This is a genomic window from Tessaracoccus antarcticus, assembly GCF_003688855.1.
Classification (GTDB): Bacteria; Actinomycetota; Actinomycetes; order Propionibacteriales; family Propionibacteriaceae; genus Arachnia; species Arachnia antarctica.
The window spans coordinates 361,790-385,768 of record NZ_REFW01000002.1; the positions used below are offsets into that span (position 1 = coordinate 361,790).

24 protein-coding genes are annotated in these 23,979 nt (G+C 68.1%); 14 read left to right on the forward strand and 10 right to left on the reverse strand.

The window, feature by feature from the left end:
• Positions 1-199 precede the first annotated feature (199 nt).
• The 4 genes from EAX62_RS09010 to EAX62_RS09025 are packed head-to-tail and all read left to right on the forward strand — an operon-like array spanning position 200 to position 5,173.
• Positions 200-1,735, forward strand: coding sequence for a sugar ABC transporter ATP-binding protein (locus tag EAX62_RS09010; RefSeq protein ID WP_121901349.1), 1,536 nt, complete (start codon positions 200-202; stop codon positions 1,733-1,735).
• Positions 1,732-2,718 (forward strand): ABC transporter permease, encoded by a 987-nt coding sequence (locus EAX62_RS09015; protein WP_121901350.1) that lies wholly within the window; start codon positions 1,732-1,734, stop codon positions 2,716-2,718. Before EAX62_RS09010 ends, EAX62_RS09015 begins: the two co-directional genes overlap by 4 nt.
• Positions 2,718-4,220 carry an FGGY family carbohydrate kinase gene (locus tag EAX62_RS09020; protein ID WP_121901351.1) on the forward strand — a complete coding sequence of 501 codons (1,503 nt, stop codon included), beginning with the start codon at positions 2,718-2,720 and terminating at the stop codon, positions 4,218-4,220. The genes EAX62_RS09015 and EAX62_RS09020 overlap by 1 nt, the downstream gene beginning before the upstream one ends.
• On the forward strand, positions 4,217-5,173 hold the full coding sequence (locus EAX62_RS09025) for a sugar ABC transporter substrate-binding protein (RefSeq protein WP_121901352.1): 957 nt from the start codon (positions 4,217-4,219) through the stop codon (positions 5,171-5,173). The genes EAX62_RS09020 and EAX62_RS09025 overlap by 4 nt, the downstream gene beginning before the upstream one ends.
• A 94-nt stretch (positions 5,174-5,267) precedes the next feature.
• On the opposite strand, the gene EAX62_RS09030 is transcribed toward EAX62_RS09025, so the two are convergent.
• Together EAX62_RS09030 and EAX62_RS09035 are read right to left on the reverse strand one after the other, a co-directional pair.
• Positions 5,268-5,903, reverse strand: coding sequence for a maleylpyruvate isomerase family mycothiol-dependent enzyme (locus tag EAX62_RS09030; protein WP_121901353.1), 636 nt, complete (start codon positions 5,901-5,903; stop codon positions 5,268-5,270).
• A gap of 90 nt (positions 5,904-5,993) precedes the next feature.
• On the reverse strand, positions 5,994-6,707 hold the full coding sequence (locus tag EAX62_RS09035; RefSeq protein ID WP_199711217.1) for a PadR family transcriptional regulator: 714 nt from the start codon (positions 6,705-6,707) through the stop codon (positions 5,994-5,996).
• Between the two features lie 133 nt (positions 6,708-6,840).
• Here EAX62_RS09035 and EAX62_RS09040 point away from each other — a divergent pair, with 133 nt between their 5' ends.
• Positions 6,841-7,173: a TraR/DksA family transcriptional regulator gene (locus EAX62_RS09040; RefSeq protein ID WP_199711218.1), complete on the forward strand. Its 333-nt coding sequence runs from the start codon at positions 6,841-6,843 to the stop codon at positions 7,171-7,173.
• Position 7,174: 1 nt separating this feature from the next.
• Here the strand turns inward: EAX62_RS09040 and EAX62_RS09045 are convergent, their stop codons facing one another.
• The 3 genes from EAX62_RS09045 to EAX62_RS09055 form a co-directional block, all read right to left on the reverse strand.
• Entirely contained in the window at positions 7,175-7,771 is a 597-nt protein-coding gene (locus EAX62_RS09045; RefSeq protein WP_199711219.1) for an NUDIX hydrolase, read from the reverse strand.
• 4 nt (positions 7,772-7,775) lie between these two features.
• Positions 7,776-9,206 (reverse strand): aldehyde dehydrogenase family protein, encoded by a 1,431-nt coding sequence (locus EAX62_RS09050; protein ID WP_121901355.1) that lies wholly within the window; start codon positions 9,204-9,206, stop codon positions 7,776-7,778.
• A 66-nt stretch (positions 9,207-9,272) separates the two neighbouring features.
• The gene (locus EAX62_RS09055; protein WP_121901356.1) at positions 9,273-10,115 is read right to left on the reverse strand and encodes an SDR family NAD(P)-dependent oxidoreductase; all 843 of its coding nucleotides are present in this window, start codon (positions 10,113-10,115) and stop codon (positions 9,273-9,275) included.
• Positions 10,116-10,280: 165 nt separating this feature from the next.
• On the opposite strand from EAX62_RS09055, the gene EAX62_RS09060 reads away from it, so the two are divergent.
• The 9 genes from EAX62_RS09060 to gtfA all read left to right on the forward strand — a co-directional run bounded on the left by EAX62_RS09060 (position 10,281) and on the right by gtfA (position 18,944).
• On the forward strand, positions 10,281-10,802 hold the full coding sequence (locus tag EAX62_RS09060; protein WP_121901357.1) for an FAD-binding protein: 522 nt from the start codon (positions 10,281-10,283) through the stop codon (positions 10,800-10,802).
• Positions 10,803-10,833: 31 nt separating this feature from the next.
• Positions 10,834-11,244 carry a VanZ family protein gene (locus EAX62_RS09065; RefSeq protein WP_121901358.1) on the forward strand — a complete coding sequence of 137 codons (411 nt, stop codon included), beginning with the start codon at positions 10,834-10,836 and terminating at the stop codon, positions 11,242-11,244.
• Positions 11,245-11,512: 268 nt separating this feature from the next.
• Complete coding sequence (locus EAX62_RS09070) at positions 11,513-12,160, forward strand: succinate dehydrogenase cytochrome b subunit (protein WP_199711250.1); 648 nt, start codon at positions 11,513-11,515, stop codon at positions 12,158-12,160.
• A complete protein-coding gene (locus EAX62_RS09075) occupies positions 12,157-14,121 on the forward strand; it encodes a fumarate reductase/succinate dehydrogenase flavoprotein subunit (protein WP_407703315.1) in 1,965 nt (654 codons plus the stop codon). Before EAX62_RS09070 ends, EAX62_RS09075 begins: the two co-directional genes overlap by 4 nt.
• Complete coding sequence (locus EAX62_RS09080) at positions 14,118-14,867, forward strand: succinate dehydrogenase/fumarate reductase iron-sulfur subunit (protein ID WP_121901361.1); 750 nt, start codon at positions 14,118-14,120, stop codon at positions 14,865-14,867. Before EAX62_RS09075 ends, EAX62_RS09080 begins: the two co-directional genes overlap by 4 nt.
• A 310-nt stretch (positions 14,868-15,177) precedes the next feature.
• Positions 15,178-16,245 carry a phosphogluconate dehydrogenase (NAD(+)-dependent, decarboxylating) gene (gnd, locus tag EAX62_RS09085; RefSeq protein WP_267897985.1) on the forward strand — a complete coding sequence of 356 codons (1,068 nt, stop codon included), beginning with the start codon at positions 15,178-15,180 and terminating at the stop codon, positions 16,243-16,245.
• A gap of 143 nt (positions 16,246-16,388) precedes the next feature.
• A complete protein-coding gene (locus EAX62_RS09090) occupies positions 16,389-16,808 on the forward strand; it encodes a cupin domain-containing protein (protein ID WP_121901363.1) in 420 nt (139 codons plus the stop codon).
• A 232-nt stretch (positions 16,809-17,040) separates the two neighbouring features.
• The gene (locus EAX62_RS09095) at positions 17,041-17,364 is read left to right on the forward strand and encodes a M14 family zinc carboxypeptidase (RefSeq protein WP_158600607.1); all 324 of its coding nucleotides are present in this window, start codon (positions 17,041-17,043) and stop codon (positions 17,362-17,364) included.
• A gap of 65 nt (positions 17,365-17,429) precedes the next feature.
• A complete protein-coding gene (gtfA, locus tag EAX62_RS09100) occupies positions 17,430-18,944 on the forward strand; it encodes a sucrose phosphorylase (RefSeq protein ID WP_199711220.1) in 1,515 nt (504 codons plus the stop codon).
• Here the strand turns inward: gtfA and EAX62_RS09105 are convergent.
• The 5 genes from EAX62_RS09105 to EAX62_RS09125 form a co-directional block, all read right to left on the reverse strand.
• On the reverse strand, positions 18,939-19,640 hold the full coding sequence (locus EAX62_RS09105) for an MgtC/SapB family protein (RefSeq protein ID WP_121901365.1): 702 nt from the start codon (positions 19,638-19,640) through the stop codon (positions 18,939-18,941). The two genes, gtfA and EAX62_RS09105, sit on opposite strands and share 6 nt — an antisense overlap.
• An 80-nt stretch (positions 19,641-19,720) precedes the next feature.
• Complete coding sequence (locus tag EAX62_RS09110) at positions 19,721-20,980, reverse strand: glycoside hydrolase family 125 protein (protein ID WP_121901366.1); 1,260 nt, start codon at positions 20,978-20,980, stop codon at positions 19,721-19,723.
• Between the two features lie 37 nt (positions 20,981-21,017).
• Positions 21,018-22,550 carry a beta-N-acetylhexosaminidase gene (locus EAX62_RS09115; RefSeq protein ID WP_121901367.1) on the reverse strand — a complete coding sequence of 511 codons (1,533 nt, stop codon included), beginning with the start codon at positions 22,548-22,550 and terminating at the stop codon, positions 21,018-21,020.
• Positions 22,547-23,224: an HAD family hydrolase gene (locus EAX62_RS09120; RefSeq protein ID WP_121901368.1), complete on the reverse strand. Its 678-nt coding sequence runs from the start codon at positions 23,222-23,224 to the stop codon at positions 22,547-22,549. The genes EAX62_RS09115 and EAX62_RS09120 overlap by 4 nt, the downstream gene beginning before the upstream one ends.
• Positions 23,221-23,973: a DeoR/GlpR family DNA-binding transcription regulator gene (locus EAX62_RS09125; RefSeq protein WP_158600608.1), complete on the reverse strand. Its 753-nt coding sequence runs from the start codon at positions 23,971-23,973 to the stop codon at positions 23,221-23,223. Before EAX62_RS09125 ends, EAX62_RS09120 begins: the two co-directional genes overlap by 4 nt.
• Positions 23,974-23,979: the final 6 nt, after the last annotated feature.

The following is a 23,979-nucleotide window of genomic DNA, read 5'->3' on the forward strand; positions in this document are numbered from 1 at the left end:
CGGAGCGACGCGCGTGGCCGCAGGGCGCCAGCGACGGACAACTCCTGTGAGTCCGCGAAACAGACCGCCGAGGGGGCTGATTCGCAATCTGGCCGCACTTTTTCGTCACGATGGCTGTGGCTGCTGCGTGAACGGAACGACCGTGGATGCCACACTGGAGCCCGGGACGAGAGGCCGGGTGGGACACAGTGGATGAGGCGTGGCGAATGGGGACGTTGGCGATGGCCGGGCGGAACCAGTGAAGGCGACGGCTGTCCTCGCGACGCGCAACCTCAGCAAGGACTACGGCCCCATCCGGGTGGTGGCGGAGGTCTCCCTGGATTTCCATGCCGGCTCCATCCACGCACTGCTCGGGGAGAACGGCGCCGGCAAGTCCACGCTCATCAAGATGATCGCCGGGGTCCTCCAGCCCAGTGACGGCACCGTGGAGGTCGACGGCGTTCCGGTGAGATTCCGCTCCGTGAAGGAGGGCCAGGCCGCCGGCATCGTCGCCCTGCCGCAGGAGCTGATGCTGGTGCCCACACTGGGTGCGGCGGAGAACATCTTCCTCGGCATGCGCCGGCCGGGCCTCCCCGGACTGCTGGGGCGGCGCCGCCTCACCGCCGACGCCCAAGAGCAATTGGCCCGCCTCGGGCAGACGTTCAACGTGAACACGCCGGTGGCGGAGCTGTCGGCGGTGCAGCAGACCATGGTGGCGCTGGCCCGCGCCCTTGCCCGCGAGGCGCGTGTTCTGGTCCTGGACGAACCGACGGCGGCGCTGACCGACACCGAGACCGAACTGTTGTTCAGTGTGCTGCGGGGTCTCCGCGACCGCGGCACCGCCATCATCTACGTCTCGCACCGACTGGAAGAAGTGTTCGCACTGGCCGACACCGCCACGGTTCTGCGCAACGGCCAGCACGTCTGGACCAAACCCATGGGGCAGACCCGGCATGACGAGGTCGTTGCCTCCATGATCGGCCGGGCCCCGGAACAGGAGTTCCCGCCCCGCGCCACCTCTGATGGCGAGCCGGTGCTGCGCGTGACGGAGCTCTCAGGCTGGACCCTGCGTGGCGTCAGCGTGCAGGCGCGCTCGGGCAGGGTGCTGGGTGTCGCCGGTCTAGCAGGGGCGGGCCGCACCGAGCTCCTGCGGCTCATTGCCGGTGTCGAGCGGCCCCAGGGTGGCACCGTCGAACTCGACGGCATCGACATCACCCGCTCATCCGTCGCGCGCAGCATGGCGGCCGGGGTGGTGCTGGTGCCGGAGGAGCGACGACGCCAGGGACTCGTGATGAACGCCAGCATCGCCACCAACATCGGTCTCGGCAGCCTGAAGGCGCTCAGCAGTGGCGGTGTCATGCAGCCCCACCGGGAACGGTCATTGGCCCGCAGGCAGGCTGAGGAGCTGCAGATCCGCGCCACCTCGGTGCTGCAGGATGTCGCAGAACTCTCCGGCGGCAACCAGCAGAAGGTGGTGCTCGGCAAGTACCTGGCACGAACGCCACGTGTCCTGCTGCTGGACGAACCCACCCGCGGCATCGACGTCGGCACCAAGTCCGAGATCTACCATCTCATCCGCAGGCTGACCGCAGACGGGGTTGCCGTCGTGGTGGTCTCCAGCGAGATCTCCGAACTACTGGGGCTCGCTGACGAGGTGGCCGTCCTCCACGAGGGCCGCCTGGCCGGCATCGTCGACGCCGCCAGCACCGACCAGCAGACCATCCTCCACCTTTGTTACGGGAGACTTGACGCATGACCGCCACCACGACGGCCGGGCCGCAGCGCGCCCCGCATCGACGCTCTGCCCTTCCTGCACGGCTCGCCTCCTACGGGACGCTGCTGGGCCTGCTGGTCCTGATCATGTTGTTCACCGTGCTGGATGAGAAGGGCATCTTCCTCACCGCCGGCAACTTCACCAACATCCTGGAGCAGGTGGCCGTTCTGGCCATGGTGGCGTCCGTCCAGACGGTGGTGATGGTGGTGGGTGACTTCGACCTGTCGGTGGGGGCGCTCGCCAGCCTCGTCGGGGTACTGGTGGCACAGCTCCTGACCGCCGGCGTACCCGTGGTGCCGGCCATCGCAGCGGGGCTTGCCGCCGGGTTGCTGGCGGGGGCCATCAACGGCTTCCTCGTGGCCTATCTGGGGTTGTCCGCGTTCATCGCGACCCTCGCCGCCATGACCTCCTTCACCGGCCTCGCGCTCCTGCTGTCGAACGGCGCCACCATCTTTGGTCTCCCCGCGGGGTTCGTCGCCCTGGGGCAGGGCCGGCTGGGACCGGTCCCGATGCCGGTGATCATCGCCCTCGCCCTCGCCGTGATGGTGTGGTTCGTTCTGTCGCGCACCGTGCTCGGCAGGCAGTGGTACGCCGTCGGCGGTAACGCGGAGGCCTCCCGGCTCTCGGGCGTCAACACCCGTGCCGTGCGGTTCAGTGCCTTCCTGGTCTCCGGACTGGGCTCCGCGCTGGCCGGAATCATCCTGACCGCACGCCTGGCATCTGCACACCCGACGGCGGGCGATCCCCTCATGCTGTCCTCCATCGCCGCCGTGTTCCTGGGCGTCACCCTGTCCCGCGTCGGGCAACCCACCATCGGGGGCACAGCCGTCGGGCTGGGCATCGTCGGCGTCCTCGGCAACGGCCTCAACCTGCTGCAGGTCAACAGCTACGTGCAGCAGGTGCTGACCGGTCTCATCATCGTGTTGGCCGTCAGCCTGTCGCAGATCGTCAGGCGGCGGCGCTGATGCCGCTGGTGGCGGGACTCGACCTGGGCACATCCAGCGCCAAGCTCGTGGTGGTGGACCTCGACGGCACCCTGGTGGCCGAGGCGTCCCAGCCCTACCCGACGCACACCGCCCCCGGCGGGATCGTCGAACAGGACCCCGATCAGTGGTGGTCTGCCGCGTGCGCCGTCCTCGGGCGCTGCGGTGTGGCAGGCGACGTGGTGGCACTGGGCCTCACGGGCCAGATGCAGGACCTGATCCCGGTCGCCGACGGACGGGCACTTCGCCCCGCGATGCTGTACTCCGACACCCGGGCAGTCGCCCAGCACCGACGCCTCGCGGCGGCCGTTGTGCGGTGGGAGGCCCGCACCGGCAACCATCAGGACGTGTCGGCCGTGGCTGCCAAGATCGCGTGGCTCGCCGAGCACCACCCGGAGGTCCTGCGCGACGCTGAACACCTGCTGCTCGGGCCCGCAGGCTACGTGGCGTGGCGGGCCGGGGCGGCCGCCGCCTGCGATGTGACCACGGCATCCACCACGGGTCTGCTCGACGTCACGACGCGCAGTTGGCTCTCCGATGCCGCCACGGAGGCGGGTGCGTGGTTCGAGCAACTTCCGCGACTCGTCGGCTCCGTCCCCGGCGACTCACTCGTGGGGGAGGTCAGTGCAGGGGCCGCCGCCCAGATGGGTGTCAGAGCCGGCACCCCTCTCGTGCTGGCCATGGGCGACGCCGGCTCCACCACCGACGGGCTCGTCGGCTCGGAGCCCGGCGACGCGTATCTCTACCTCGGCACCACCGGCTGGCTGGCCGGCATCACGCCTGCCACCCGCGCCGAGCCCTCAGCCATCCACTCCCTCGTCATGCCGGGTTGGGACAAGCGGCTCCGCATCGGGGCGGTCCAGTCCGCCGGATCGGCGGCCGCCTGGGCGCTGGGGACGCTCCTGCCGGGGCGAAGCTTCGCCGAGGCCGAGATCATCGCCGCGCCCCGCCTGCGCCTCGTCCGCGACCGCCCACTCGGCCTGCCAGGACTGGCGGGGGAGCGGACACCGGTCCGCGACGGGGACCTCCGCGGGGCCTTCATCGGGGTGGAGGAATCCACCACTGCCGCCGATCTGTACCTGGCGGTACTGACCGGTGTCGCCATGGGGCTGCGGCACGCCGCCGACGCCATGGGCATCCGTCAGGGCCGCATCCCCCTGGTGGGCGGTGCTTCGGGCAGCCACATCTGGCGGCAACTGCTGGCCGACGTGTTCGAGGCCACCATCGTGACGGGTCATGCGGAGGCGCCGGGCGCGCACTCCGCCGCCCGTGCCGCCGCCGACTCGGTGGGCCTGAGGCACGGAATGCAGCCCGTCTTCGACCACGGCGATCACACTGAAACCACCCCGTCGGATGTCCACGGGGACTACCAGGGGCTGTTGGCCATCCACCGGGGCCTCTACGATGCCCTCACACCCGCGTTCGCTCAGCTGGCACACGCCCGCTCCGGTCGCGATCACACAGCCAGGAAGGGCACACCATGAAGCCGAGGAACCTTTGGAGCGCCGTCGCCGTGACTGTCGTCGCCAGCCTGTCGCTGATCTCCTGCGGCAGCGACGAGGGCGGCGCCACCGCCGACCCCTCGACCACTGCGCCCGGTGCGGCGCAGAGCGTCAGCGTTCAGGTGCTCACCCCCTACCTCGCCAATGCAGCCACCAAGGAGGTCATCGACCTCTTCCAGGCCGACGGCGAGAAGCGCGGTTGGGACGTCAGTGTCGTCGACACCGCGGGGGACATGAGCAAGCTGAACAGCGCCTTCCAGGATGCCGCCGCGCAGAAGCCCGACGCCATCGTTTTGGGCACGGGTGACCCGACGCAGATCTCGCTGGGCCTCAAGGCCGCCGCCGATGCGGGTGTGCCCGTCTTCGCCATCGACGCAGGTGCGGCCGACGGCATCGTTGCCAACGTCACCAGTGACAACGCCGACCTCGGCAAGAAGAGCGCGGAGGCCCTCATCGACGCCATGGGCGGCAAGGGCGCCGTCGTCATGCTCACCCACGATCCCCATCCCGGTGTGCGGGCCCGCGCAGAAGGCGCCAAGAAGACTTTCGAGGACGCCGGTATCACCGTGCTGGAAGCCAAGCACGTCGAGGTCCCCGGACCCGTCGAGAATGCACGCGCCTCCGTGCAGGACATCATGTCGGCCCGCGCCGACGAGGTGACAGGCATCTGGGGTGGCTGGGACGAGCCGGCGCTCGGCGCCGTTCAGGCGCTGGAGGCAGCAGGCATCACCGACGTCCCCGTCGTCGGCGTCGACGGGCAGGACTTCGCGCTCGCCGAGATCGAGAAGGGCGGCCCGTTCGTGGCCACCGTGAAGCAGGACTGGCCCGCCATCGCCACCAAGGTCGCTGACCTCGTGGAGGCGAAGGTCGTCGACAGCAAGGACCCGGAGACCAACAACTTCGAGTTGCCGGGGAGCCTCATCACGGGCAAGTGAACCTGCACTCACGGGGTCGCGCACATGTCGAGGGAAGGGAACCTCCTCACGGTTCTTGCGGCATCCCCACGATGCGCAGTGGCACGGTCATCGCTCAACGCTGGCTGGCGAAGTCTTCCGCGCCCGGGCCGGTCAGATCCGCCCGGCCCACGGGTCGGCCGGACACTGCGAGCAGCAGCGTCAGTGCGGTGCCATGGATCTCCGGACCGGACCCGTGGGCGAATTCGGCGTCCGTGGTGATGAGACGCCAGCCAGCAGCGGACTCCTTGCCACCGCCCATCCCGGTGCTCGTGCGCAGCTGATACGCCAGCGCGTCGATCACCTGGGCGACCGGGTAGTGGCTGGTGAGTCCGAGGGGCCTGCGGATGTCCTCACCGTGCAGGAAGATCTCCACGAGCCGGGTGGGAAGCGGCGCCGGTGGGGTGTTCGTGCTGGGGAGCACTGCCTCGAATGCCGCGAGCGTGTCCTGCGGGTCCGCGCGCCGCTCGCGCTCGACGCCGGCCGCGGTCTCCTTGTCGAAGTCGAACCGGGCCACCAGCATGCGGCGGATGAACCCACGTCTCGTCGTCTTGGCGCCATCCACCAGGTGGGCCAGCACGTCATGGATGTCCCATTGCGTGCAGAGCGATGGCGTGTGCCACTGCTCCGGATGCAACCGGCGCAGGTCGGCGACGAGTGCGCGGCGCTCATCGTGCACAACCGACCAGATGTGGTGTCCTCGGGATGTCATGGGGCCATTAGATCGTGATCTCGGGTGACGATGCCCGCCCTTGCCCACTCCGGGGTCGGGCGGCACGGCCATCGCTGATGTCTCGGTGGGTCAGTCGGCCAGAATCAGGTAGAGCGCCCGGCGCGCCTCGTCGAGCGTCTGCGTGGCCGCAGTGCGCTGTGCGTCGGTGGCTGCGAGCCGGAACTGCTGGATGACGCCCTTCAACTTGGTCACGCTTTCGTGGAACGCGACCTCGGACTCGTTGCGCCCGGGCGTTGCGGCCCAGGCCTGCGTGATGGCGGCCTCGTTCTCCTGCACGTAGGTGCGCCCGGCCTCGGTGAGTTCGTACGCCGTGCCGCGCCCCTCACCACTGGAGACGATCAGCTCCTCGTCGACGAGCTGCTGCAGGGTCGGGTAGACCGAACCGGAACTGGGCCGCCAGGCATTGCCCGTGCGCTCGGCGACGGCGCTGATGAGGCCGTACCCGTTGGACGGGGCATCGGCCAGTAGCGAGAGGATGGCGAGGCGTACGTCGCCCCGGCCAGCTCGTCGTGGACCACGTGGGCCGAACCCGCGCCCGTGGCCCGGCCCTCGGTGCATCCCTTCGCGGCTGATGCCGTCGAATGCACCCTCGAAAGCGTCGCCGAAGGCGTCGCGCTGGCCATCGTGTCGACCGCCCGGGCCTCGACCACCGGGGCCGCGTCCGCGTCCTCGGCCTCGGCCGAACTCTGATGCGTCATCCGGCTCGTGGGGGCCGGGGCCGTCGGGCGTGTGGTGCACATGCTCGCTGAAGGGGTTGAACTGTGAATTGCGTCGGTTCCTCAAGGGATTGTCCTTCGTTCGTGCCGGGGTGACGGTCACCTCGGCGATACCCAACGATATGTCGTTGAGTATCGTTCGTCAAGTGGTCGTCGTCGGAGACGCGTTCTGGAGGAGGGGCAATGGAACAATCGACCGCATGGACAACATGGACCTCGCCGCCATCGCAACGGAGCTCGAGACCAAGCGTGCGGAGCTGCATGCCAAAATTGCAGATCTGACGCGTCCCGTCGAGGCGGGTGCGACCATCGGGTTCGGCAAGCGCATCGGGGACGGCACCACCCAGGCCATTCAGCAGATGGCGGACGCATCGACGGCCGAGTCGTTGCAGCGGACGCTCAACGAGGTCCGCGGCGCGCAGGAGCGGCTCGAGGCGGGCACCTACGGGCTGTGCGTGGTGTGCGGTGAGCCCATCCCCGCGGCCCGGCTGGAGTTCCGTCCGTGGGCCGCCACGTGCGTGGAGCACGCCTGAATCAGATGCCGGTGATCATCCCGTGGGGCTGCCGGAGGCGGAGCTGGTCCAGCATGCTCGCAATGCGCCGTGGCATCGAGCCCGCCAGCTTCTGGGGGAGGGCGTTGACGGTGAACCACGCCACCTCTTCGCTCTCGTGGCTCACACGCGGCGGTGACAACGGCGACAGTGCCGCGATGCCGACGTCCCAGTGGGTGCGGCAGCGGCCGAATGCGGAGCCGAGATCGTGACTGTCGAGGTCGAGGACTCCGTCCACCACCGTCAGCTCGGTGAGCCCGGATTCCTCACGCGCCTCGCGCAGTGCGGCGACCACAAGGGTGTCGTCGGCGGCGTCGATGTGCCCGCCCACCTGCACCCAGAACTGCCCCTTGCGGTGAAAGCACAACAGGACGTGGGTGAGCGCTGTGTTGAAGATGAAGCAGCTCGCCGTCAGGTGCACGGGTCCGCCATCGCGATCCATGGCCGCGGCTCCACGATCCCGGAGGAGCGCGACGTAGTCGTTGCGGGTCGCGGCAAAGGATGACGGCGCCTCCCAGTCGCGCAGGAGGGCCATCGCGCTGGAGACCCGGGGAGTGGTCGCGTGGGCGTGGTTCGTCACGGGGTCAGCCCCTCACGAGGAGTTTTCTGGTGAGCCAGCTGAAGGGCGGCCTCGCCAGCGCCATGGGGTCCGTGCCGGGCCGCTTGTGGAGTACAGCCTTCTCGTGGCTGAACGTTGTGACGCTGAACTCCCCGTGGTATCTGCCCATGCCACTGCCCCCGACCCCTCCGAAGGGAAGGCTCGGTACGCCCAACTGCGTGATGACGAGGTTGAACCCCACGCCGCCGGAGGAGGTCCGCCGCAGAAGTTGCTCCCTCACCGCATCGCGTGTGGTGAATCCGTAGAGCGCGAGAGGTTTGGGTCGGGCGTTGATGAAGTCGATGGCGTCGTCGAGCCCGGCGACGGCCACGATGGGAAGGATCGGTCCGAAGATTTCGTCCTGCATGACAGGGGAGTCGGGCGCTACGTCGAGGAGGACCGTGGGTGCAACATAGCGATCGGCAACATCGACGTCGCCGCCCAGAAATGCCCGGCCGCTGTCGAGCAGACCCGCGAGTCGCTCGGTGTGCAACGCATTGATGATGCGGCCGTAGTCATGGGATTCCTGCGCATCCGGACCATACATCTGCCTGGCGGCGCGGGAGATGGCCTGCGCCAGCGGTTCCACGAGTTCTGGGGTGGTGAGGACGTAGTCGGGGGCGACGCAGGTCTGGCCGCAGTTGCTGAACTTGCCCCAGGCAATGGTCCTGGCTGCGGCATCCAGCTGCGCCGAATCGTCAACCCACACGGGAGATTTCCCACCGAGTTCCAACGTGACGGGGGTGAGCGTGCGCGCCGCGGCGGCCATGACGATGGAGCCCACAGCGCCGTTGCCGGTGTAGAAGATGTGGTCGAAGGAGTGCTCCAGCAGTCGCGTTGTCTCTTCCACACCCCCCTCGACCACCTGGACGGCGTCCGCGTCGAGGAAGCGCGGCAGCACGTCGGCCATCAGAGCGGAGCAGGCAGGCGCCACCTCGCTCGGCTTCAGGACGACGGCGTTGCCGGCTGCCAGGGCACCGATCAGTGGCATGAGCAACAGGTGGATCGGGTAGTTCCAGGGGCCGATGATCAACACCGTCCCGAGGGGCTCCCGGCGGATCATCGCGCGGGCGGTCCCGAGAACCAGCGGGGTTCTGACCTTCCTGTCCCGCGTCCACCGCTCGAGGTTGCGCAGTGTCGTCCTGGCCTCCATGATGACCGATTCGATCTCGGTGACCTGCGACTCCACCTCGTTCTTCGCAAGATCGGTCATCAGTGCGCCGCGGATGCGCGGGGCACACTCCGAGAGCATCCGGTTCAGTGCCTCCAGCTGGTGACGACGCCACGCCAACGGCCGTGTCCTGCCCGAGGAGAACGCGTGACGGGCGAGGGCAACCTGCTGCTCGATGGTGGCCGAGGCGTCCGTGGAGGCACCACCGCCCACAGCAGCGGGTCTCCCAGTCTGTTCCGCGATCATCGGGATGCACCTCCGTGCCCATCGTGTGTCCTCCACGGGACTGTACCCGCGCCCCGCAGAGCCGGGTCAGGTCCTCCCCGTGAAGTGGTCCATGGACGAGTAGACGTGGAACACCTTGTCAGCGACGATGTCCCATGCCGGCGTCGGCAGGACCCCCCGGAAGGCCATCCCGAGTTTCACGGTCCAGGGTTTGAGGACCATGGGCCGCCCCGCGACCATCCCGCGCCATGCAGCGTCCGATGCGCTGTCGGGGGTCATGATGGGCGTCAGCAATGGTCCCCGCGCACCAGCGAACATGCCGGTGGACACGAAGCTGGGGCAGAATGTGGTCACCGCGACGTGGTCGTTACCGCTGCGGACCAACTCGAGCCGCAGCGACTCGCTCCACCCGATCACGGCCCATTTTGATGCCGCGTAGACGCTCATGTTGGGATTGGCCAGCGTTCCGGCTGCCGACGCGATGTTCAGGATGCGATGGTGCCTGGACCGATCGGCGATCATGCCGGGCAGGAACTCCCGCGTCACCAGCATGGGTGCCAGCGCATTGATGCTCATCGTCTGTTCGATGTCACGGGACGGGTCCTGGTCCGCGAACTGCCCTGCGCGCACGATCCCGGCGTTGTTGATCACGATGCTGGGGCAACCCAGCTCATCGCGGGTCCGCTGCGCCATTGCCGCGATCTGCGCCGCGGAGTCGAGGTCGACCCCACAGGCCACCACACGGCACCGCGAGGTGCCCAACTCCTCTGCCAGCTCGGCCGCCAGTGCCTCGTCGACGTCCCACAACGCAACGGCGCTCGCGCCCTCCCGCACGGCGCGCCGTGCATAAATGGCTCCCATGCCGCGGGCGGCACCGGTGATGACCACCGTCGCCCCTGCGAGCACGTCTCGATGGGATGTTCGGATCATCCTGACTCCTCCTGGTCGGCAGACGGGGCCGTCATTGATCCCGTGCCATCACACTAGGGGGCTGTGGCCGTTTGTGGTCGCGGCGAGGCTGCATGACGCAGCATCATCACGCACCATCCGCGGCGAGCGCTTGTCATATGGGTTGCGCCGACGTGGAATGGGGGCATGGCGAACTTTCAGATGATCCATTCACCCATCAGCGGCATCGTCGTCGACGACTCCGCCTGCGAACTCGACGATCTCGCGTCCTGCGGTGGCATCCAGGTGACGGTCCCGGCGGGGGAGTCGTGGGACGCGCTGGCCGAGCGGGCAGTCACCTCCGAGTGGGTGGGGGTTGAGGCGCTGTCGTGGATCGATGGCACCGTCGGGGACGCAGTCCGCATCAACGCCGCCGCCCACGGCCAGGCCGTGTCTGACACCGTCGTCTCCGTCCGGACATGGGACCGGCTGACTGATGCGCAGAAGACGTTCCCGCTCGCAGACTGCGCGTTGGGCACCGACACCTCCCGCTTCCTGGAAGTCCTCCCCGACGCGTCGGATCGCTTCGAGATCCTGGACGTGTCCTTCCTGTTCAGGCAGGGTGACCTGAGTGCCCCGATCCGGGATGCGGACCTGGCCGCCACGCTCGGCATCCAGATGGGTGCCCGTGTCCCACTTGGCGCCGTGCGTGAGGCGGTGCGACGCTAACGGTCGACATCGCTTGTGAGAAGGGCACCCCATGAGACAGGCCACCCGTTGGTCAATTCTGCTGAGCGTGGCCTTGGCGACGGTCATAGCGCTCCTGACGCTGATGCCTCCCACGCAGGTGGACGTGCCGGCCGGCGGCGACAAGTTCTACCACTTCACGGCCTTCGTGGCATTGGCGTTTCCCCTTGCCGTTGTCAGGCCGCGCTGGAGCGTGGTGTTGTTCGTCGTGTACTCGGCCTACGGTGCAGCCATCGAGATCATTCAGCCCTACGTGGGACGCTCCCGCGAGGTGGCCGACCTGCTTGCCGACATGGTGGGCATCGCCGTCGGCATGCTTCTGGGGCTGCTGGTGCGGCGGCTCGTCGAGCACGTGCACCCCAGGGTGCAACCCTCGGGCGATGCCTCCCCGTCAAAGGCGTGGTCCGGTCCCGGGCGTCATTGAGAGCAGTCCCCGGTCCTGACGGGCAATCCGCATGCGAAGTGCCCCTTTTATTGGGCCCCCGCGTGCGCCCCACAAGGTCTCGAAGTAGGTTGGAGGCATCTGGCAGGAGGTGGCAGTGACGTCATCACGTGTTGGCCGAGGACGGCATGCACACGGCGCGCTCGTGGAAGGCGGAACCACAGATCGTGACGCCCTGGGGATGGGGATCGTCCGCTCGGCACGGCTGAAGCCGCCGCCGAGAATCCCCAGCTGGGTACTCAAGGTGGTCATGGCCGTCACCGGCGTGGTGTTTGCCCTGTTCGTCCTCGTGCACATGATCGGCAACCTCAAGGTCTTCACCGGCGCTGAGCACTTCAACGAGTACGCACACTGGCTCCGCACCGTTCTACAACCGTTCCTGCCCTACGAGGGCCTGCTGTGGATTCTGCGGATCGCGCTCATGGTGGCCCTGGTGGCGCACGTGTGGTCAGCCGCTCTCATCTGGCGACGCGGACGTGCTTCGCGGGGCAGGCACCGCCGGCCCGGTATGTGGGTCAAGAATTTCACTGCACGCACCATGGTGGTCACCGGCATCGTGCTGCTGGGATTCGTCGTCTTCCACGTCCTCGACCTGACCACCGGCACCGCCGGTGTTGCCGTGGACACGTTCCAGCCAGCGACACCTTCGACTGCCCACGCCTACGAGAACCTGGTCTCAAGCCTGCAGCGGCCATGGGTCGCGCTCGCCTACATGGTGTCGATGCTCGCCCTTTTTCTGCACTTGGCCCACGGTCTCTGGACAGTGGTCAGCGACGTCGGCTTCACGGGCGTGCGGCTGCGCACCGTCGCCTGGTGGGTGGCCGGGGTGGTCGCCCTTGCCGTGATGCTGGGCAACATCCTCATCCCCATTGCCGTGCTGATGGGAGTCGTGGCGTGAGGGGGCGTTGGAGGGGGCCGTCCTCACACGTCGACGGGGTCACGGTGGGAGGCGTCCTCGACCCCCACGCGCCGGATGCCCCCTACGACAGCGCCTGGCACCGCCGCAAGCTCGACTACCGACTGGTCAACCCGGCCAACCGGCGAAGGTTCAAGGTCATCGTTGTGGGGACCGGCCTGGCAGGCGCCGGCGCGGCAGCTGCGCTGGGGGAGCTGGGCTACCAGGTGGAGTCGTTCACGTTCCACGACGCGCCCCGCCGCGCGCACTCGGTGGCCGCGCAGGGTGGCATCAACGCAGCCCGTGAGGACACGGCCGACAACGACTCGCTGCAGCGCTTCGTCACCGACACCGTCAAGGGCGGCGATTTTCGCGGACGTGAAGTGGACGCCTTCCGCCTGGCGGAGGAGTCGATGCGGGTGGTGGATCACCTCAACGCCATTGGTGCGCCATTCGCCCGGGAGTACGGGGGCACCCTGGCCACTCGCTCCTTCGGAGGGGTGCAGGTGTCGCGCACGTTCTACGCCCGCGGCCAGACAGGACAGCAGTTGCAGGTGGCCAGCGCCCAGGCCCTGCAACGGCAGGTGCACGCCGGCACCGTGACGCTGCGGGTGCGCCACGAAATGCTGGACCTCATCATGGACGGCGACCGCGTAGGCGGCGTCGTCATGCGCAATCTCATCTCCGGTGACATCACCGCGCACACGGCGCACGCCGTCGTGCTGGCAACAGGCGGGTACGGCAACATCTTCTTCCACTCCACCCTGGCGAAGAACTCCAACGCCTCCGCCATCTGGAGGGCAGCGCAGCACGGTGCGCACTTCGCCTCGCCGTCCTTCATCCAGTTCCATCCCACTGCGCTGCCCATCAGTTCACAGTGGCAGTCGAAGACCATCCTCATGAGCGAATCGCTGCGCAACGACGGCCGCGTCTGGGTGCCGACCCGGCCGGGGGACCAGCGTCCGGCCAACGACATCCCCGAAACCGAGCGTGACTACTACCTGGAGCGGAAGTACCCCGCGTTCGGCAACCTCACTCCCCGTGACGTTGCCTCGCGTGCCGCCACCGAGCAGATTCGCTCCGGGCACGGTGTTGGCCCGCTCTGCAACGGCGTGTACCTCGACTTCCGCGATGCCATCGCCCGGCTGGGCCGTCACACCATCGCCGAGCGCTACGGCAACCTCTTCCACATGTACACCAACGCCACCGGGGAGGACCCCTACGAGGTGCCCATGCGCATTGCGCCGGGCGCGCACTTCACCATGGGCGGGCTCTGGAGCGATTACGACCTCATGACCTCGCTGCCCGGCCTGTTCGTCGGCGGAGAGTGCGGATGGGGATATCACGGCGCCAACCGGCTGGGTGCCAACTCGTTGCTGTCCGCCTGTGTGGACGGCTGGTTCACGCTGCCGCACACGGTGGCCAATTATCTTGCCCCCCACCTGGGCACAGAGCCGCTGGCGGATGACTCCCCGCAGGTCCGGGCCGCGCTGTCGCGTACCCGGGCACGCGCGGATGCGCTGCTCGCCATTGGCGGCACCCATGGGCCCGGCCACTTCCACCGATTACTGGGCGCCATTCTCTACGAGGGCTGCGGCGTGATCCGCAGCCGGGAAACACTGGAGCACGCCATCGGGCGCATCCGTGAGCTGCGGGCCGAGTTCTGGCGCGACCTGCGCGTTGTCGGCACCGGTCTGCACCTCAACCAGGAGCTGGAACTCGCCGGCCGGGTGGCCGACTACCTGGAACTCGCCGAACTGATGTGCGTCGACGCCCTGGATCGGGAGGAATCGTGCGGGGCGCACTTCCGTGCAGAGCACCAACGAGACGGCGAGGCCACTCGCGACGACAAGCGATGGGCCTTCGCCTCCGCCTGGCAGGTCGGGACCGATGGCGGCTTCATACGGCATCACGAACCGCTGCACTTCGACACGGTGCCGCTGACGACGAGGGACTACCGATGAAACTGGTCATGGACGTCTGGCGCCAGGCAGCCCCGGGGGAGGCCGGCCACTACGAGACGCACGAGGTGGACGACGCCACACCGGAGATGTCGCTGCTTGAGCTGCTCGACCGACTGAACTTCGCGCTCGTCGAGAATGATCGTGAACCGGTGGCGTTCGAGTCCGACTGCCGGGAGGGCATCTGCGGTGCCTGCGGCATCACCGTCGACGGCATCCCCCACGGCCCCCAGCAGAACACACCCTCCTGCCACCAACGCCTCGCCAGCTTCCACGACGGGCAACGCATACGGCTGGAGCCGTTGCGCTCCGCGGCCTATCCCGTGATCCGCGACCTCGTCGTCGACCGTTCCGCATTGGATCGGATCATCGTGGCCGGTGGTCACGTGGCCGTCCCCGGCGGTTCTGCCCCTGACGCGGACGCGCTGCTGGTGTCCCACGAACGTGCGGAGCAGGCACTGGACATGGCCGCCTGCATCGGGTGCGGAGCCTGCGTGGCGGCCTGCCCCAACGGCGCCGCGCATCTGTTCGTGGGCTCCAAGCTCGCGCACCTGTCGCTGCTGCCCACCGGGAGGCAGGAGCGCGGCAAGCGGGCGAGGGCGATGCTGAACGAGATGGAACAGGACTTCGGCCCCTGCTCCCTGTACGGGGAGTGCGCGAAGGTCTGCCCCGCCAACATCCCGTTGACGGCCATCGCGGCGGTCAACAAGGAGGGTCTGCGCAGCTTCTTCCGACACAAGGACGACTGACCACCCGTCGTGAGCGGGTGTTCCCGCGCACTGTCGTCCGGTCCGCAGCTCTTGGTATCGGTGCCAGCCCCACGTCGGCCGGGAGTTGCAGCTGCGCTTCAGTGAAGCGGGGGAGTGACCGTGTCGTCGAAGGCCCACCGGGACGATGTGCCAGTGGGTCATGTCCCGAGGCCGGGCCGCAACGAGTCTCGATGGCCACCGGCGATTCGGAAATAGTGGCCGCCCACCCTTCTAGACTGCCGGGAGAGACGTCGCCGGGGGTGGACGAACAACGACACCGAAATGCAAGGGAGCAGTCATGCAATTGGGAATGGTTGGTTTGGGGCGTATGGGCGCCAACATTGTCCGGCGGCTGATGAAGGACGGCCACGAGTGTGTCGTCAACGACGTCAACCAGGGCCCGATTGACGCGCTGGTCAAGGAGGGTGCCATCGGGGCGACGGACTACGCCGACCTGGCGTCCAAGCTCGAGGCGCCGCGAGCAGTGTGGCTCATGGTGCCCGCAGGTATCGCGGGGGACGTGGTGGAGCAGGTGGCAGCAGTCCTGGAGGCGGGCGACATCATCATCGATGGTGGCAACTCCAACTACCGCGACGACGTGCGTCGTGCCAAGACGCTGAACGAGAAGGGCATCCACTTCATGGATGTTGGCACCAGCGGTGGCGTCTTCGGGTTGGAGCGCGGTTACTGCCTCATGGTGGGGGGCCACGATGAGGCGTTCCAGCGCATCGAGCCCATCCTGAAGACCATCGCTCCCGGAGCGACTGACGTGGACCGCACGCCAGGGCGTGAGGGGGATCGCACCCCGGAGGAGCTGGGGTACCTGCACTGCGGCCCCTCGGGTGCCGGGCACTTCGTGAAAATGGTCCACAACGGCATCGAGTACGGCATGATGGCGGCGCTCGCCGAGGGCTTCAACATCCTGGACCACGCTGACGCCGGCATCACGGAGGCTGCACACAGCGCGGAGATCGCTCCCTTGGAGTTCCCGGAGTACTACCAGTTCAACATTGATGTTCCCGCAGTGGCGGAGCTGTGGCGGCGGGGCTCGGTCATCTCGTCCTGGTTGTTGGACCTGACGGCCGCAGCGCTGGCCAGCAACCCGGAACTCGACCACCTGGCTGGCCGCGTCTCGGACTCCGGTGAGGGTCGCTGGACCGTCAAGGCCGCCGTCGACACCGGCACCCCGGCACCGGTACTGGCCGCCGCACTGTTCGAGCGGTTTGCGTCACGCGGCGAGGACCACTTCGCCAACAAGGTGCTCTCGGCCATGCGTCTGCAGTTCGGAGGCCACGAAGAACTCCCCGCTGGCGACGTGCTGGAGGCCGGCGGCCGCAAGGCCGAGCACCACGACACGGGACAGTCGCAGCAGAGCTGAGATTGCGACGCTGACGGAGTCGTCCCCCACCTCCGGGACGAGGCGGAGCGCCATGAACTTCTGACGGAGCCGGGGACGGGGAGTCACGGCTCTGACATGATGGAAATCGAGAAGGCACAGCGACGATTCAAGGAGTGGACACGATGGCTGAAGCAACCGATCAGGGCCGCAAACCCTTTGTCACCGACATTGAGCACGAGACGGTGGAAAACACGAACTTTCGCACCACGCTGTGGACGGGTGCCCACCTCCAGTTGACGGTCATGAGCATCCCGCCGGGCGGCGACATCGGGCTGGAGGTCCACGAGGAGAACGACCAGTTCCTGCGCGTCGAGCAGGGCCGCGGACGCTGCGAGATGGGACCGGAGGAGGGCAGGTTCACCTTCGTGCGCGACGTCGCCGACGATGACATCATCCTCGTGCCCGCCGGCACCTGGCACAACGTCACCAACACCGGCGACGACGACCTGAAGGTCTACGTGCTCTACGGCCCAGCCGACCACGAACCCGGGACGGTGCACGCCACCCAGGCCGACGCCGAAGCGGACCCGCACGAGCACTGATTCGCGGAGCCGGGCAAGCGGCGCCTCGTCACCGCCGTTGTGACCGCTGTCCCAGGGCTGTGCGCCCGTGCGATGGCTGGTCCTGGTGCGGCCGCTGATGTGCGGGCACCCGCCGTCCACACGACGCCGGGCATCCACCAGGTCAGCGGCCGGTGGCGGATCCGCAGGCAGCGAAAGTGGCCGTGGCGGTGGGGCAGATGCACGGCGAAGAGCGTTTCACCCACCGCACGGCATGGGAGATCTGAAGGATCCCCGCCCCGTCAGGGGGCTCCAGCTGTGGGTGATCCCCACCCTCAACCCCGACGGTGAGGCCCTCGGCCGTCGCCAGAACGCGGCGGGGGTGGACCTGAGCACCAACGTCGGCGCCGACCGGGCGGCCGAGAGTGGCCGCTGCAACTCCGGTCCCGCCGCGTGGGGCGAACCGGAGTCACGCGCCGTCCGGGACTTCCGCACTCGTGTGCGGCCAGGTGAACTCGTCTCCCTGCGATCACCCTCGAGTACGGCTACGCTCCCAGCCACGACTACTACACCCGCGCCGCCCGCGACGGCCCTGTGAAGGCACTGGGCGGGGCGTACACGAGCCGATGACGACACTCCACCACCTACTCACCGGGAGATTCCATGACACTGCGCAACCAGGTCCAGCTCATCACCTACGCCGACCGCCTCGGTGGTGACCTTCCCGGTCTGGCCCGGGTCCTGCGAGCACCCGAACTCGACGGTGCGTTCGGCGGGGTGCACGTGCTGCCGTTCTTCACCCCCTTCGACGGCGCCGACGCCGGGTTCGACCCCGTCGACCACACCGCCGTCGACCCCCGACTCGGCACCTGGGACGACGTGCGTGACATCGCGACCACCCATGACGTGGTGGTGGACCTCATCGTCAACCACGTCTCCGCCGACTCCGCCGCCTTCCGGGACGTGCAGGCCAACGGGGAGGCGTCGGAGTCCTACCCGATGTTCCTCACGATGTCGACGGTGTTTCCGGACGGCGCCACAGAGGAGGACCTCACCCGCATCTACCGCCCACGCCCGGGGCTGCCGTTCACGCCTGTGAGGCTGGGTGATCGCCTGCGCTACGTGTGGACCACCTTCACGCCCCAGCAGGTGGACATCGACGTCCGCTCCGAGGCCGGTCAGGCGTACCTGACCTCCATCCTGGAAGCCGTTGCCGCGGCCGGCGTCTCCCTCATCCGGCTGGATGCCGTCGGGTATGCATTGAAGACACCCGGCACCACCAGTTTCATGACGCCTGAGACCTTCCAGTTCATCGAGGCCTTCACGGCGCAGGCGCGTGAGCGCGGCGTTGACGTCCTCGTGGAGGTGCATTCGTACTACCGGCGCCAGATGGAGATCGGCCGGTCCGTGGACCTCGTCTACGACTTCGCACTGCCGCCGCTGGTCCTGCATGCCCTCTACACCGCCGACGGTGAGGCGCTCGTGCGATGGATGGGCATCCGGCCGCCCAACGCTGTGACCGTGCTGGACACCCATGACGGCATCGGGGTGATCGACGTCGGACCCGACCAGAGCGAACCGGATCGTCCCGGACTCCTCACCCCGGCCCAGATTGACGAACTCGTCGAGGGCATCCACCACCACACCGGAGGAACGTCCGCCGAGGCAACAGGGGCTGCGGCCTCCAACCTCGACCTCTACCAGGTCAACTCCACCTTCTACGACGCGCTGGGGCGCGACGACCAGCGCTACCTGGCTGCCCGCGCCATCCAGCTGTTCACCCCCGGCATCCCGCAGGTCTACTACGTGGGTGCCCTCGCCGGCGGCAACGACATGGACCTGCTGACCCGTACCGGTGTGGGGCGCGACATCAACCGCCACCACTACACGCCTGCCGAGATCTCGGACGCCCTGGAGCGCCCCGTCGTCCAGGCGCTGCTGGGGCTGTGCCGCCTCCGCAATCACGTGCCTGCCTTCGACGGGGTCCTTGACGTGGGCCTCGACGGCGAAACTGTGACCATGCGGCGCCGCGGCGTGGAGGTCCCGGACGCGGAAGCCACCCTGGTGGTGGACCTGGCAACGGGGCAGGCGAGCATCGTCTGGGAACATGCTGGCGGCTCTGGTCGGGTGGAGGATCTTCTGTCCCTCAGCGGTTACACGACACCTCGGATGTCATAGCTCGTCTGCGGCGCGTGGGGAGAGGTCCACACCCACAACCCCGGGGAGTTCCGAGAGTTGGGTCATGATCTCGGACAGTGGCGGGCCCAACCGGAAGCGCAGGCGTGCTCGAACCACGCGGACACCGTCGATGCTCTCCTGGTGCGTGTGGATGAGGGTTGTCTCGCAGCCCAGCGTGGTGGCCCGGCCCAGGACGTCGCGGAGTGCGCCGCGGCCGTCCTCGTAGGTGACCGTGAGGGTGTTGCGGTCCCCGGCCTGAGGCATGAGGCGCCCCAGGGGCGCCACGACGAGAATGGCCACAAAGTGCAGGAAGGTGGCGTAGATGGCCAACGGCAGGAGCCCGGCACCGCAGGCCATCCCGATGGCGGCGGCGACCCAGATGGAGGCGGCCGTGGTGAGCCCCCGCACCACGTCCTTGTTCACGAAGATCAGGCCCGCGCCCAGGAAGCCGACCCCGGTGACGATCTGCGCGGCGATGCGGGAGGGGTCGCGGGTCACCGTGTACTCGGCGAGTCCGACGAAACCGTCCACCGAGATCAGGGTGAACACGCAGCTCCCCACACCGACGAGCGCGTGGGTGCGGATACCGGCTGACTTGTGCTGGAACTGGCGCTCGAACCCGATGAGGCTGCACAGCAGGAACGCCAGTGACACCAGCCCGATCTCGAGGGGGACTCTCGACCATTCAAACAGCACAGATTTCTCCTGGTTCAGCTCGACGAGCGTTTCATGCGGACATCCGTATCCCTATCAGTAGAAGGGGCCGGTGGGGGTGATCAGGCGGACGCAATCCTCATCATCAAGGCGCACGCCATCGAGTTCGCCCAGCTGAACCACTCACGCGTGAACTGCGTGGGGTCGTCCGCGTGGAACCCCTCGTGCATCTGGCCAGTATCGCCGTCGGTGGCGAGCAATGTCTCGAGGCACGACCGTGCCTCCGCCATGTTTCCCGTCAGGCCCTGCACCGCGATGGCGATGTGCCAGATGTAGCGCTCAGGGGTGTGGGGGCTGCCGATGCCGCTGGCCGCACGTCCCTCGTAGAAGAACGGGTTGGCGGGGCTGAGGATCCAGGCACGGGTGGCGGTGTAGCGCGAATCCTCCGCGGTGACGTCGCTGGTCAGGGGCAGCGACAGCAGCGACGGCATGTTGGCGTCGTCCATGCACAGAGCGTTGCCCAGACCGTCCACCTCGTAGGCGAAGCGGCCCTCGACCATCGCGTGCGCGTCGACCCCGGCGCCAATGTCGCCCGCCAGGGCGGACGCCCGCTCCCGCAGGTCCGTGTCGTTCCACAGGGTGGCGAACTCGTTGATCATCCGCAGTGCCATGACGGCCATCAGCTGGGCAGGGATGTTGTAGCCGAACGCGCATGCGTCGTCGGAGGGCCGGAAACCGCTCCACGTCATGCCCGTGACCGCCACCGGGGTGCCCCGGCCGTCAGCAGCCAGCGTGTCCTGGGGTTCGTCGGGGCGGATGTGCCTGTACCGTGAAAGTTCCTCGTGCTGCTGCTCGGTGCGCCACAGCGCCACGATGTCGTGGCATCCGGCCCGGACGGTCTCGTCGAGGTGGGACGCGTCGCCCGTGGACTGCCACAGCTGGTGGGCCAACTGCACGGGGAAGGCGAGGGAGTCGATCTCGTACTTGCGCTCCCACACACCCGGGTGCAACTCGAGGTCATCAGTGTCGAAGTGTGCGCCAGTGTCGCTCGCGTTGAAAGCGTTGGCGTAGGGGTCCAGGGCGATGCAGCGCCACTGCTCACGCACGAGGCCCCGCAGCACGTCGACCACTTCTGCAACATCCGTCAACTGGAGGAACGGCAGCACCTGGGCGGAGGAGTCACGCAGCCACATGGCAGGGATGTCGCCCGTGATGACGAACGTACGGTCCTCAGTACGGGACATGGTGGTGCACCAGGTGTCGAGCATCATGGCCGTGAACATCTCGGCGGCGCGGCGGCCGGCCGAGGTGGTGATCCTTTCGGCCCAGTGGTCGATGGCCTCCCTGAGCTCAGGGCCGGCCTGGTTGGTGATGGCGCGCATCTGTGTGCTTCCTTCGTCGGGGGAGGGGCGGTGGCGGTCAGTTCGCCGGTCGGCACCAGTTGATGCCGGCCGCCGTGAGTCGGGGCAGGTGCCCCGCGAGGTCGTCGATGGAGCTGGCGCCCTCGGAGGTTCCATTCCAGAGCTGGGACGCCACGCTGCTTCCGCGCGGCCACGCAAAGAATTCCACACGCTGCGGGGTGCGCAGGTACTCGCTCCACAGCTGGAACTGCCCACCCAGGACGCGGTGGGCGATGGCCGGATCCAGGGCGTCGAACACCGTGTGCAGTCCGGCAACCTTCTCCAGCGTCCGGGGACCGTCGATGGACAGCGGGTGGTCCGGGGCGTCCGACTGGGCGTAGTCCAGGTAGGTGAATTCCACGGGTGCGGCGATGACGTCGAACCCCATCGCTGCGGCCCGTGCGATGGCCTCGGCCTCGCGCCACACCATGACGGTGGTGCCTTCAGGGGCGCCTCCGTCCAGGACTTCGTCCCAGGCAATGACGCGCCGGCCGGCGTCCAGCACGTGCTGGCAGATCTTCTGCTCGAACCAGGCCTGGGCCGCGTGCCCGTCAGCTGCACCGATGGTGGCCATGGTGGCCTGCGATGCCGGATCGGTCAACCATTCCCGGCTGGGGCACTCGTCACCGCCGACGTGGATGGGGGAGCCGGGGAACAACTCCATGGCCGCGTCGAGCACGGTGGTGCAGAACTCGACGCTGCGGTCGCTGAGCTGGAGGATGTGCTCGGAGACGCCGAAGCATGTGCGGGGGTGCGACACGTGGTCGCAGGCACCCAGCCAGGGGTATGCGGCGATGGCGGCCTCCATGTGGCCGGGCATGTCCATCTCGGGAACGACCGTGATGCCGAGGCGCGCGGCCCGCGCCACGAGAGCCCCGATCTCCTCGACGGTGTAGGAGCCGCCGTGGGGTCGGCCGTCGTGCTGGGGGAAGTCGTCGCAGTCGTTCTCATCCGGTGGCGGCTGATGGCCGGGCAGGGTTCCCGGACGCCATCCCCCCACCTCGGTGAGGAGTGGATAGGCGGCCACGGGCAGGCGCCACCCCTGGTCGTCGGTCAGGTGCAGGTGCAACACGTTGAGCTTGTGCATGGCCATGGCGTCGAGGTGGCGCAGCACATGCTCCATGGGCATGAAGTGACGCGCCACGTCGAGCATCGAGCCGCGCCACCCGAAGCGGGGGGCGTCCTCGATCAGCACCCGCGGCACCTGCAGCGTGGCGGGGTCCATGGGGCCGGGGCCGTGGATCTCGGCGGGCAGCAGTTGCAGCAGGCTCTGGACTGCCCAGCCAGCGCCCTGCTCATCGCCGGAGACGATGCGGATGGTGTCGTCGACCTCGAGACGGTACGCCTCCGCGCCCAACGCCTCGTCGATGCTGAAGGACACGGTGGCCTCCGAGGCCAGCGTCACGGCCTCGACGCGCAGCCCCGCCGCAGTGGTGAGTCGCTCGGCGAGCACCAGCGCGGCGTTGCCGCCGCCGTGCACGAGCACAGCCGGCCCGAGCAGGAGGTTGCCGTCATGCATGTCGACGCGGAGGGGGGTGGGTACGAGGTTCATGAGGCACGCTCCGGGGTCCAGGCAAGGATCCGCGGATCCGTCAGGGAATCAATGTTGAGGTCGCCGTGATCGGCGGCAACGTCGCCCACCGTGAGGACGAACGCTCCCGCAGCCCGCCCGGCGGCGGCGCCCATCGGGGAGTCCTCGATCACCACGCAGGTTTCCGGTGCGACGCCGCAGGCTCTTGCGGCGTACAGGTAGAGGTCGGGCGCGGGTTTGCCCTGCGCCACGTCCTCGGTGCCGACGGCGGCGGTGAACAGTGAACTCCAACCCATTCGCGCCACTGTGTCACGCACGATCACGCTGGGAGAGTTGGAGGCGATGGCCACCGGCAGGATTGGTGCCATACGGGTCAGCAGTTCTTCGGCGCCCGGCATGGTGACCACGCCGTCTGCGAGGTGGTGGTGCAGGAACTCCATGAACCGGCGCTCAACAGGCTCCGGGTCGGCGTCGGGATGGGCAGCGAGGAACTCCCGGATCACGTCCGCGACGGTGCCGCCCAGGACCCCGACGCCATCCGGCTGGCTGCCGGCGTGCCTCCACAGGTCGGCGGTGGCCTCGAACCAGGCGTGCTCGGAGTCCACGAGCGTGTTGTCCATGTCGAACAGGATGGCGCCGATACGGCTGGGCAGGCTCGGCACGATGGCCACTCCTTGGGGGGTGGTGGGTTTCACGAGTACAACACTTCCGTTGCGGAGACAGCCAGCTTCTTGCTCAGCGATGCCGGCACAGGAGCATCGGTCACCACGTGGGAGAGCGCGGAGGCATTCCCGACGGTGTAGGTGCCCTGCCCGGGAAACTTGCTGGAGTCGCACAGCAGCACGGTCGCGTCAGCCGCCGCCATGATGGCCCGCTTGACGGGGACCTGGTCGGCCGTGTTGTCACGGATGGTGCCATCGGAAGCGACTCCGGTGCAGCCGAGGAAGGCGACGTCGGCGTGGACGTCCCGCAACGCAGCGACGGTCATGTGGCCCGCAGTGCACTGGTACTCGGGGCGGTAGCTCCCGCCGAGCAGCAGGATGCGGGCCTGGGGTTCGTGGGTGAAGAGCCAGAACACGGGCAGGCTGGCCGTGATGATCGTCAGCTGGCGGCCGCGGAGGGCCTCGGCGAGTGCCAGGGTGGTGCTGCCCACGTCGAGGATGACGGTCATCCCGTCGGAGATGAGGGTGCTGGCCGCCAGTGCGATCCCCGCCTTGCCGTCGGTGTTGGCCTGATGCGCCTGTTCGATGGGCTCATCGGCCTCGTCCGTGAGGATCGCACCGCCAAAGGTTCGCTGGAGGACGCCGTCGTCCTCCATGCGGCTCAGGTCACGCCGGATGGTGGAGGAGCTGACGTTGAGCGTGGTGGCGAGGTCGCCGACCGTCTGGCCGCCGCTGTGGCGCAGGCTCTGAAGAATGCGCTGATGCCGAACCGCAGGAATCATGGGGCC

What these genes read in the sequence shown, in the direction of transcription:
- EAX62_RS09015 (WP_121901350.1), top strand. Translation starts at nt 1,732, where the DNA reads ATGACCGCCACCACGACGGCCGGGCCGCAGCGCGCCCCGCATCGACGC.
- EAX62_RS09020 (WP_121901351.1), top strand. Translation starts at nt 2,718, where the DNA reads ATGCCGCTGGTGGCGGGACTCGACCTGGGCACATCCAGCGCCAAGCTC.
- EAX62_RS09025 (WP_121901352.1), top strand. Translation starts at nt 4,217, where the DNA reads ATGAAGCCGAGGAACCTTTGGAGCGCCGTCGCCGTGACTGTCGTCGCC.
- EAX62_RS09030 (WP_121901353.1), bottom strand. Translation starts at nt 5,903, where the DNA reads ATGACATCCCGAGGACACCACATCTGGTCGGTTGTGCACGATGAGCGC.
- EAX62_RS09040 (WP_199711218.1), top strand. Translation starts at nt 6,841, where the DNA reads ATGGACAACATGGACCTCGCCGCCATCGCAACGGAGCTCGAGACCAAG.
- EAX62_RS09050 (WP_121901355.1), bottom strand. Translation starts at nt 9,206, where the DNA reads ATGATCGCGGAACAGACTGGGAGACCCGCTGCTGTGGGCGGTGGTGCC.
- EAX62_RS09055 (WP_121901356.1), bottom strand. Translation starts at nt 10,115, where the DNA reads ATGATCCGAACATCCCATCGAGACGTGCTCGCAGGGGCGACGGTGGTC.
- EAX62_RS09060 (WP_121901357.1), top strand. Translation starts at nt 10,281, where the DNA reads ATGGCGAACTTTCAGATGATCCATTCACCCATCAGCGGCATCGTCGTC.
- EAX62_RS09065 (WP_121901358.1), top strand. Translation starts at nt 10,834, where the DNA reads ATGAGACAGGCCACCCGTTGGTCAATTCTGCTGAGCGTGGCCTTGGCG.
- EAX62_RS09070 (WP_199711250.1), top strand. Translation starts at nt 11,513, where the DNA reads ATGGCCGTCACCGGCGTGGTGTTTGCCCTGTTCGTCCTCGTGCACATG.
- EAX62_RS09080 (WP_121901361.1), top strand. Translation starts at nt 14,118, where the DNA reads ATGAAACTGGTCATGGACGTCTGGCGCCAGGCAGCCCCGGGGGAGGCC.
- gnd (WP_267897985.1), top strand. Translation starts at nt 15,178, where the DNA reads ATGGTTGGTTTGGGGCGTATGGGCGCCAACATTGTCCGGCGGCTGATG.
- EAX62_RS09090 (WP_121901363.1), top strand. Translation starts at nt 16,389, where the DNA reads ATGGCTGAAGCAACCGATCAGGGCCGCAAACCCTTTGTCACCGACATT.
- EAX62_RS09095 (WP_158600607.1), top strand. Translation starts at nt 17,041, where the DNA reads ATGGGAGATCTGAAGGATCCCCGCCCCGTCAGGGGGCTCCAGCTGTGG.
- gtfA (WP_199711220.1), top strand. Translation starts at nt 17,430, where the DNA reads ATGACACTGCGCAACCAGGTCCAGCTCATCACCTACGCCGACCGCCTC.
- EAX62_RS09110 (WP_121901366.1), bottom strand. Translation starts at nt 20,980, where the DNA reads ATGCGCGCCATCACCAACCAGGCCGGCCCTGAGCTCAGGGAGGCCATC.
- EAX62_RS09115 (WP_121901367.1), bottom strand. Translation starts at nt 22,550, where the DNA reads ATGAACCTCGTACCCACCCCCCTCCGCGTCGACATGCATGACGGCAAC.
- EAX62_RS09125 (WP_158600608.1), bottom strand. Translation starts at nt 23,973, where the DNA reads ATGATTCCTGCGGTTCGGCATCAGCGCATTCTTCAGAGCCTGCGCCAC.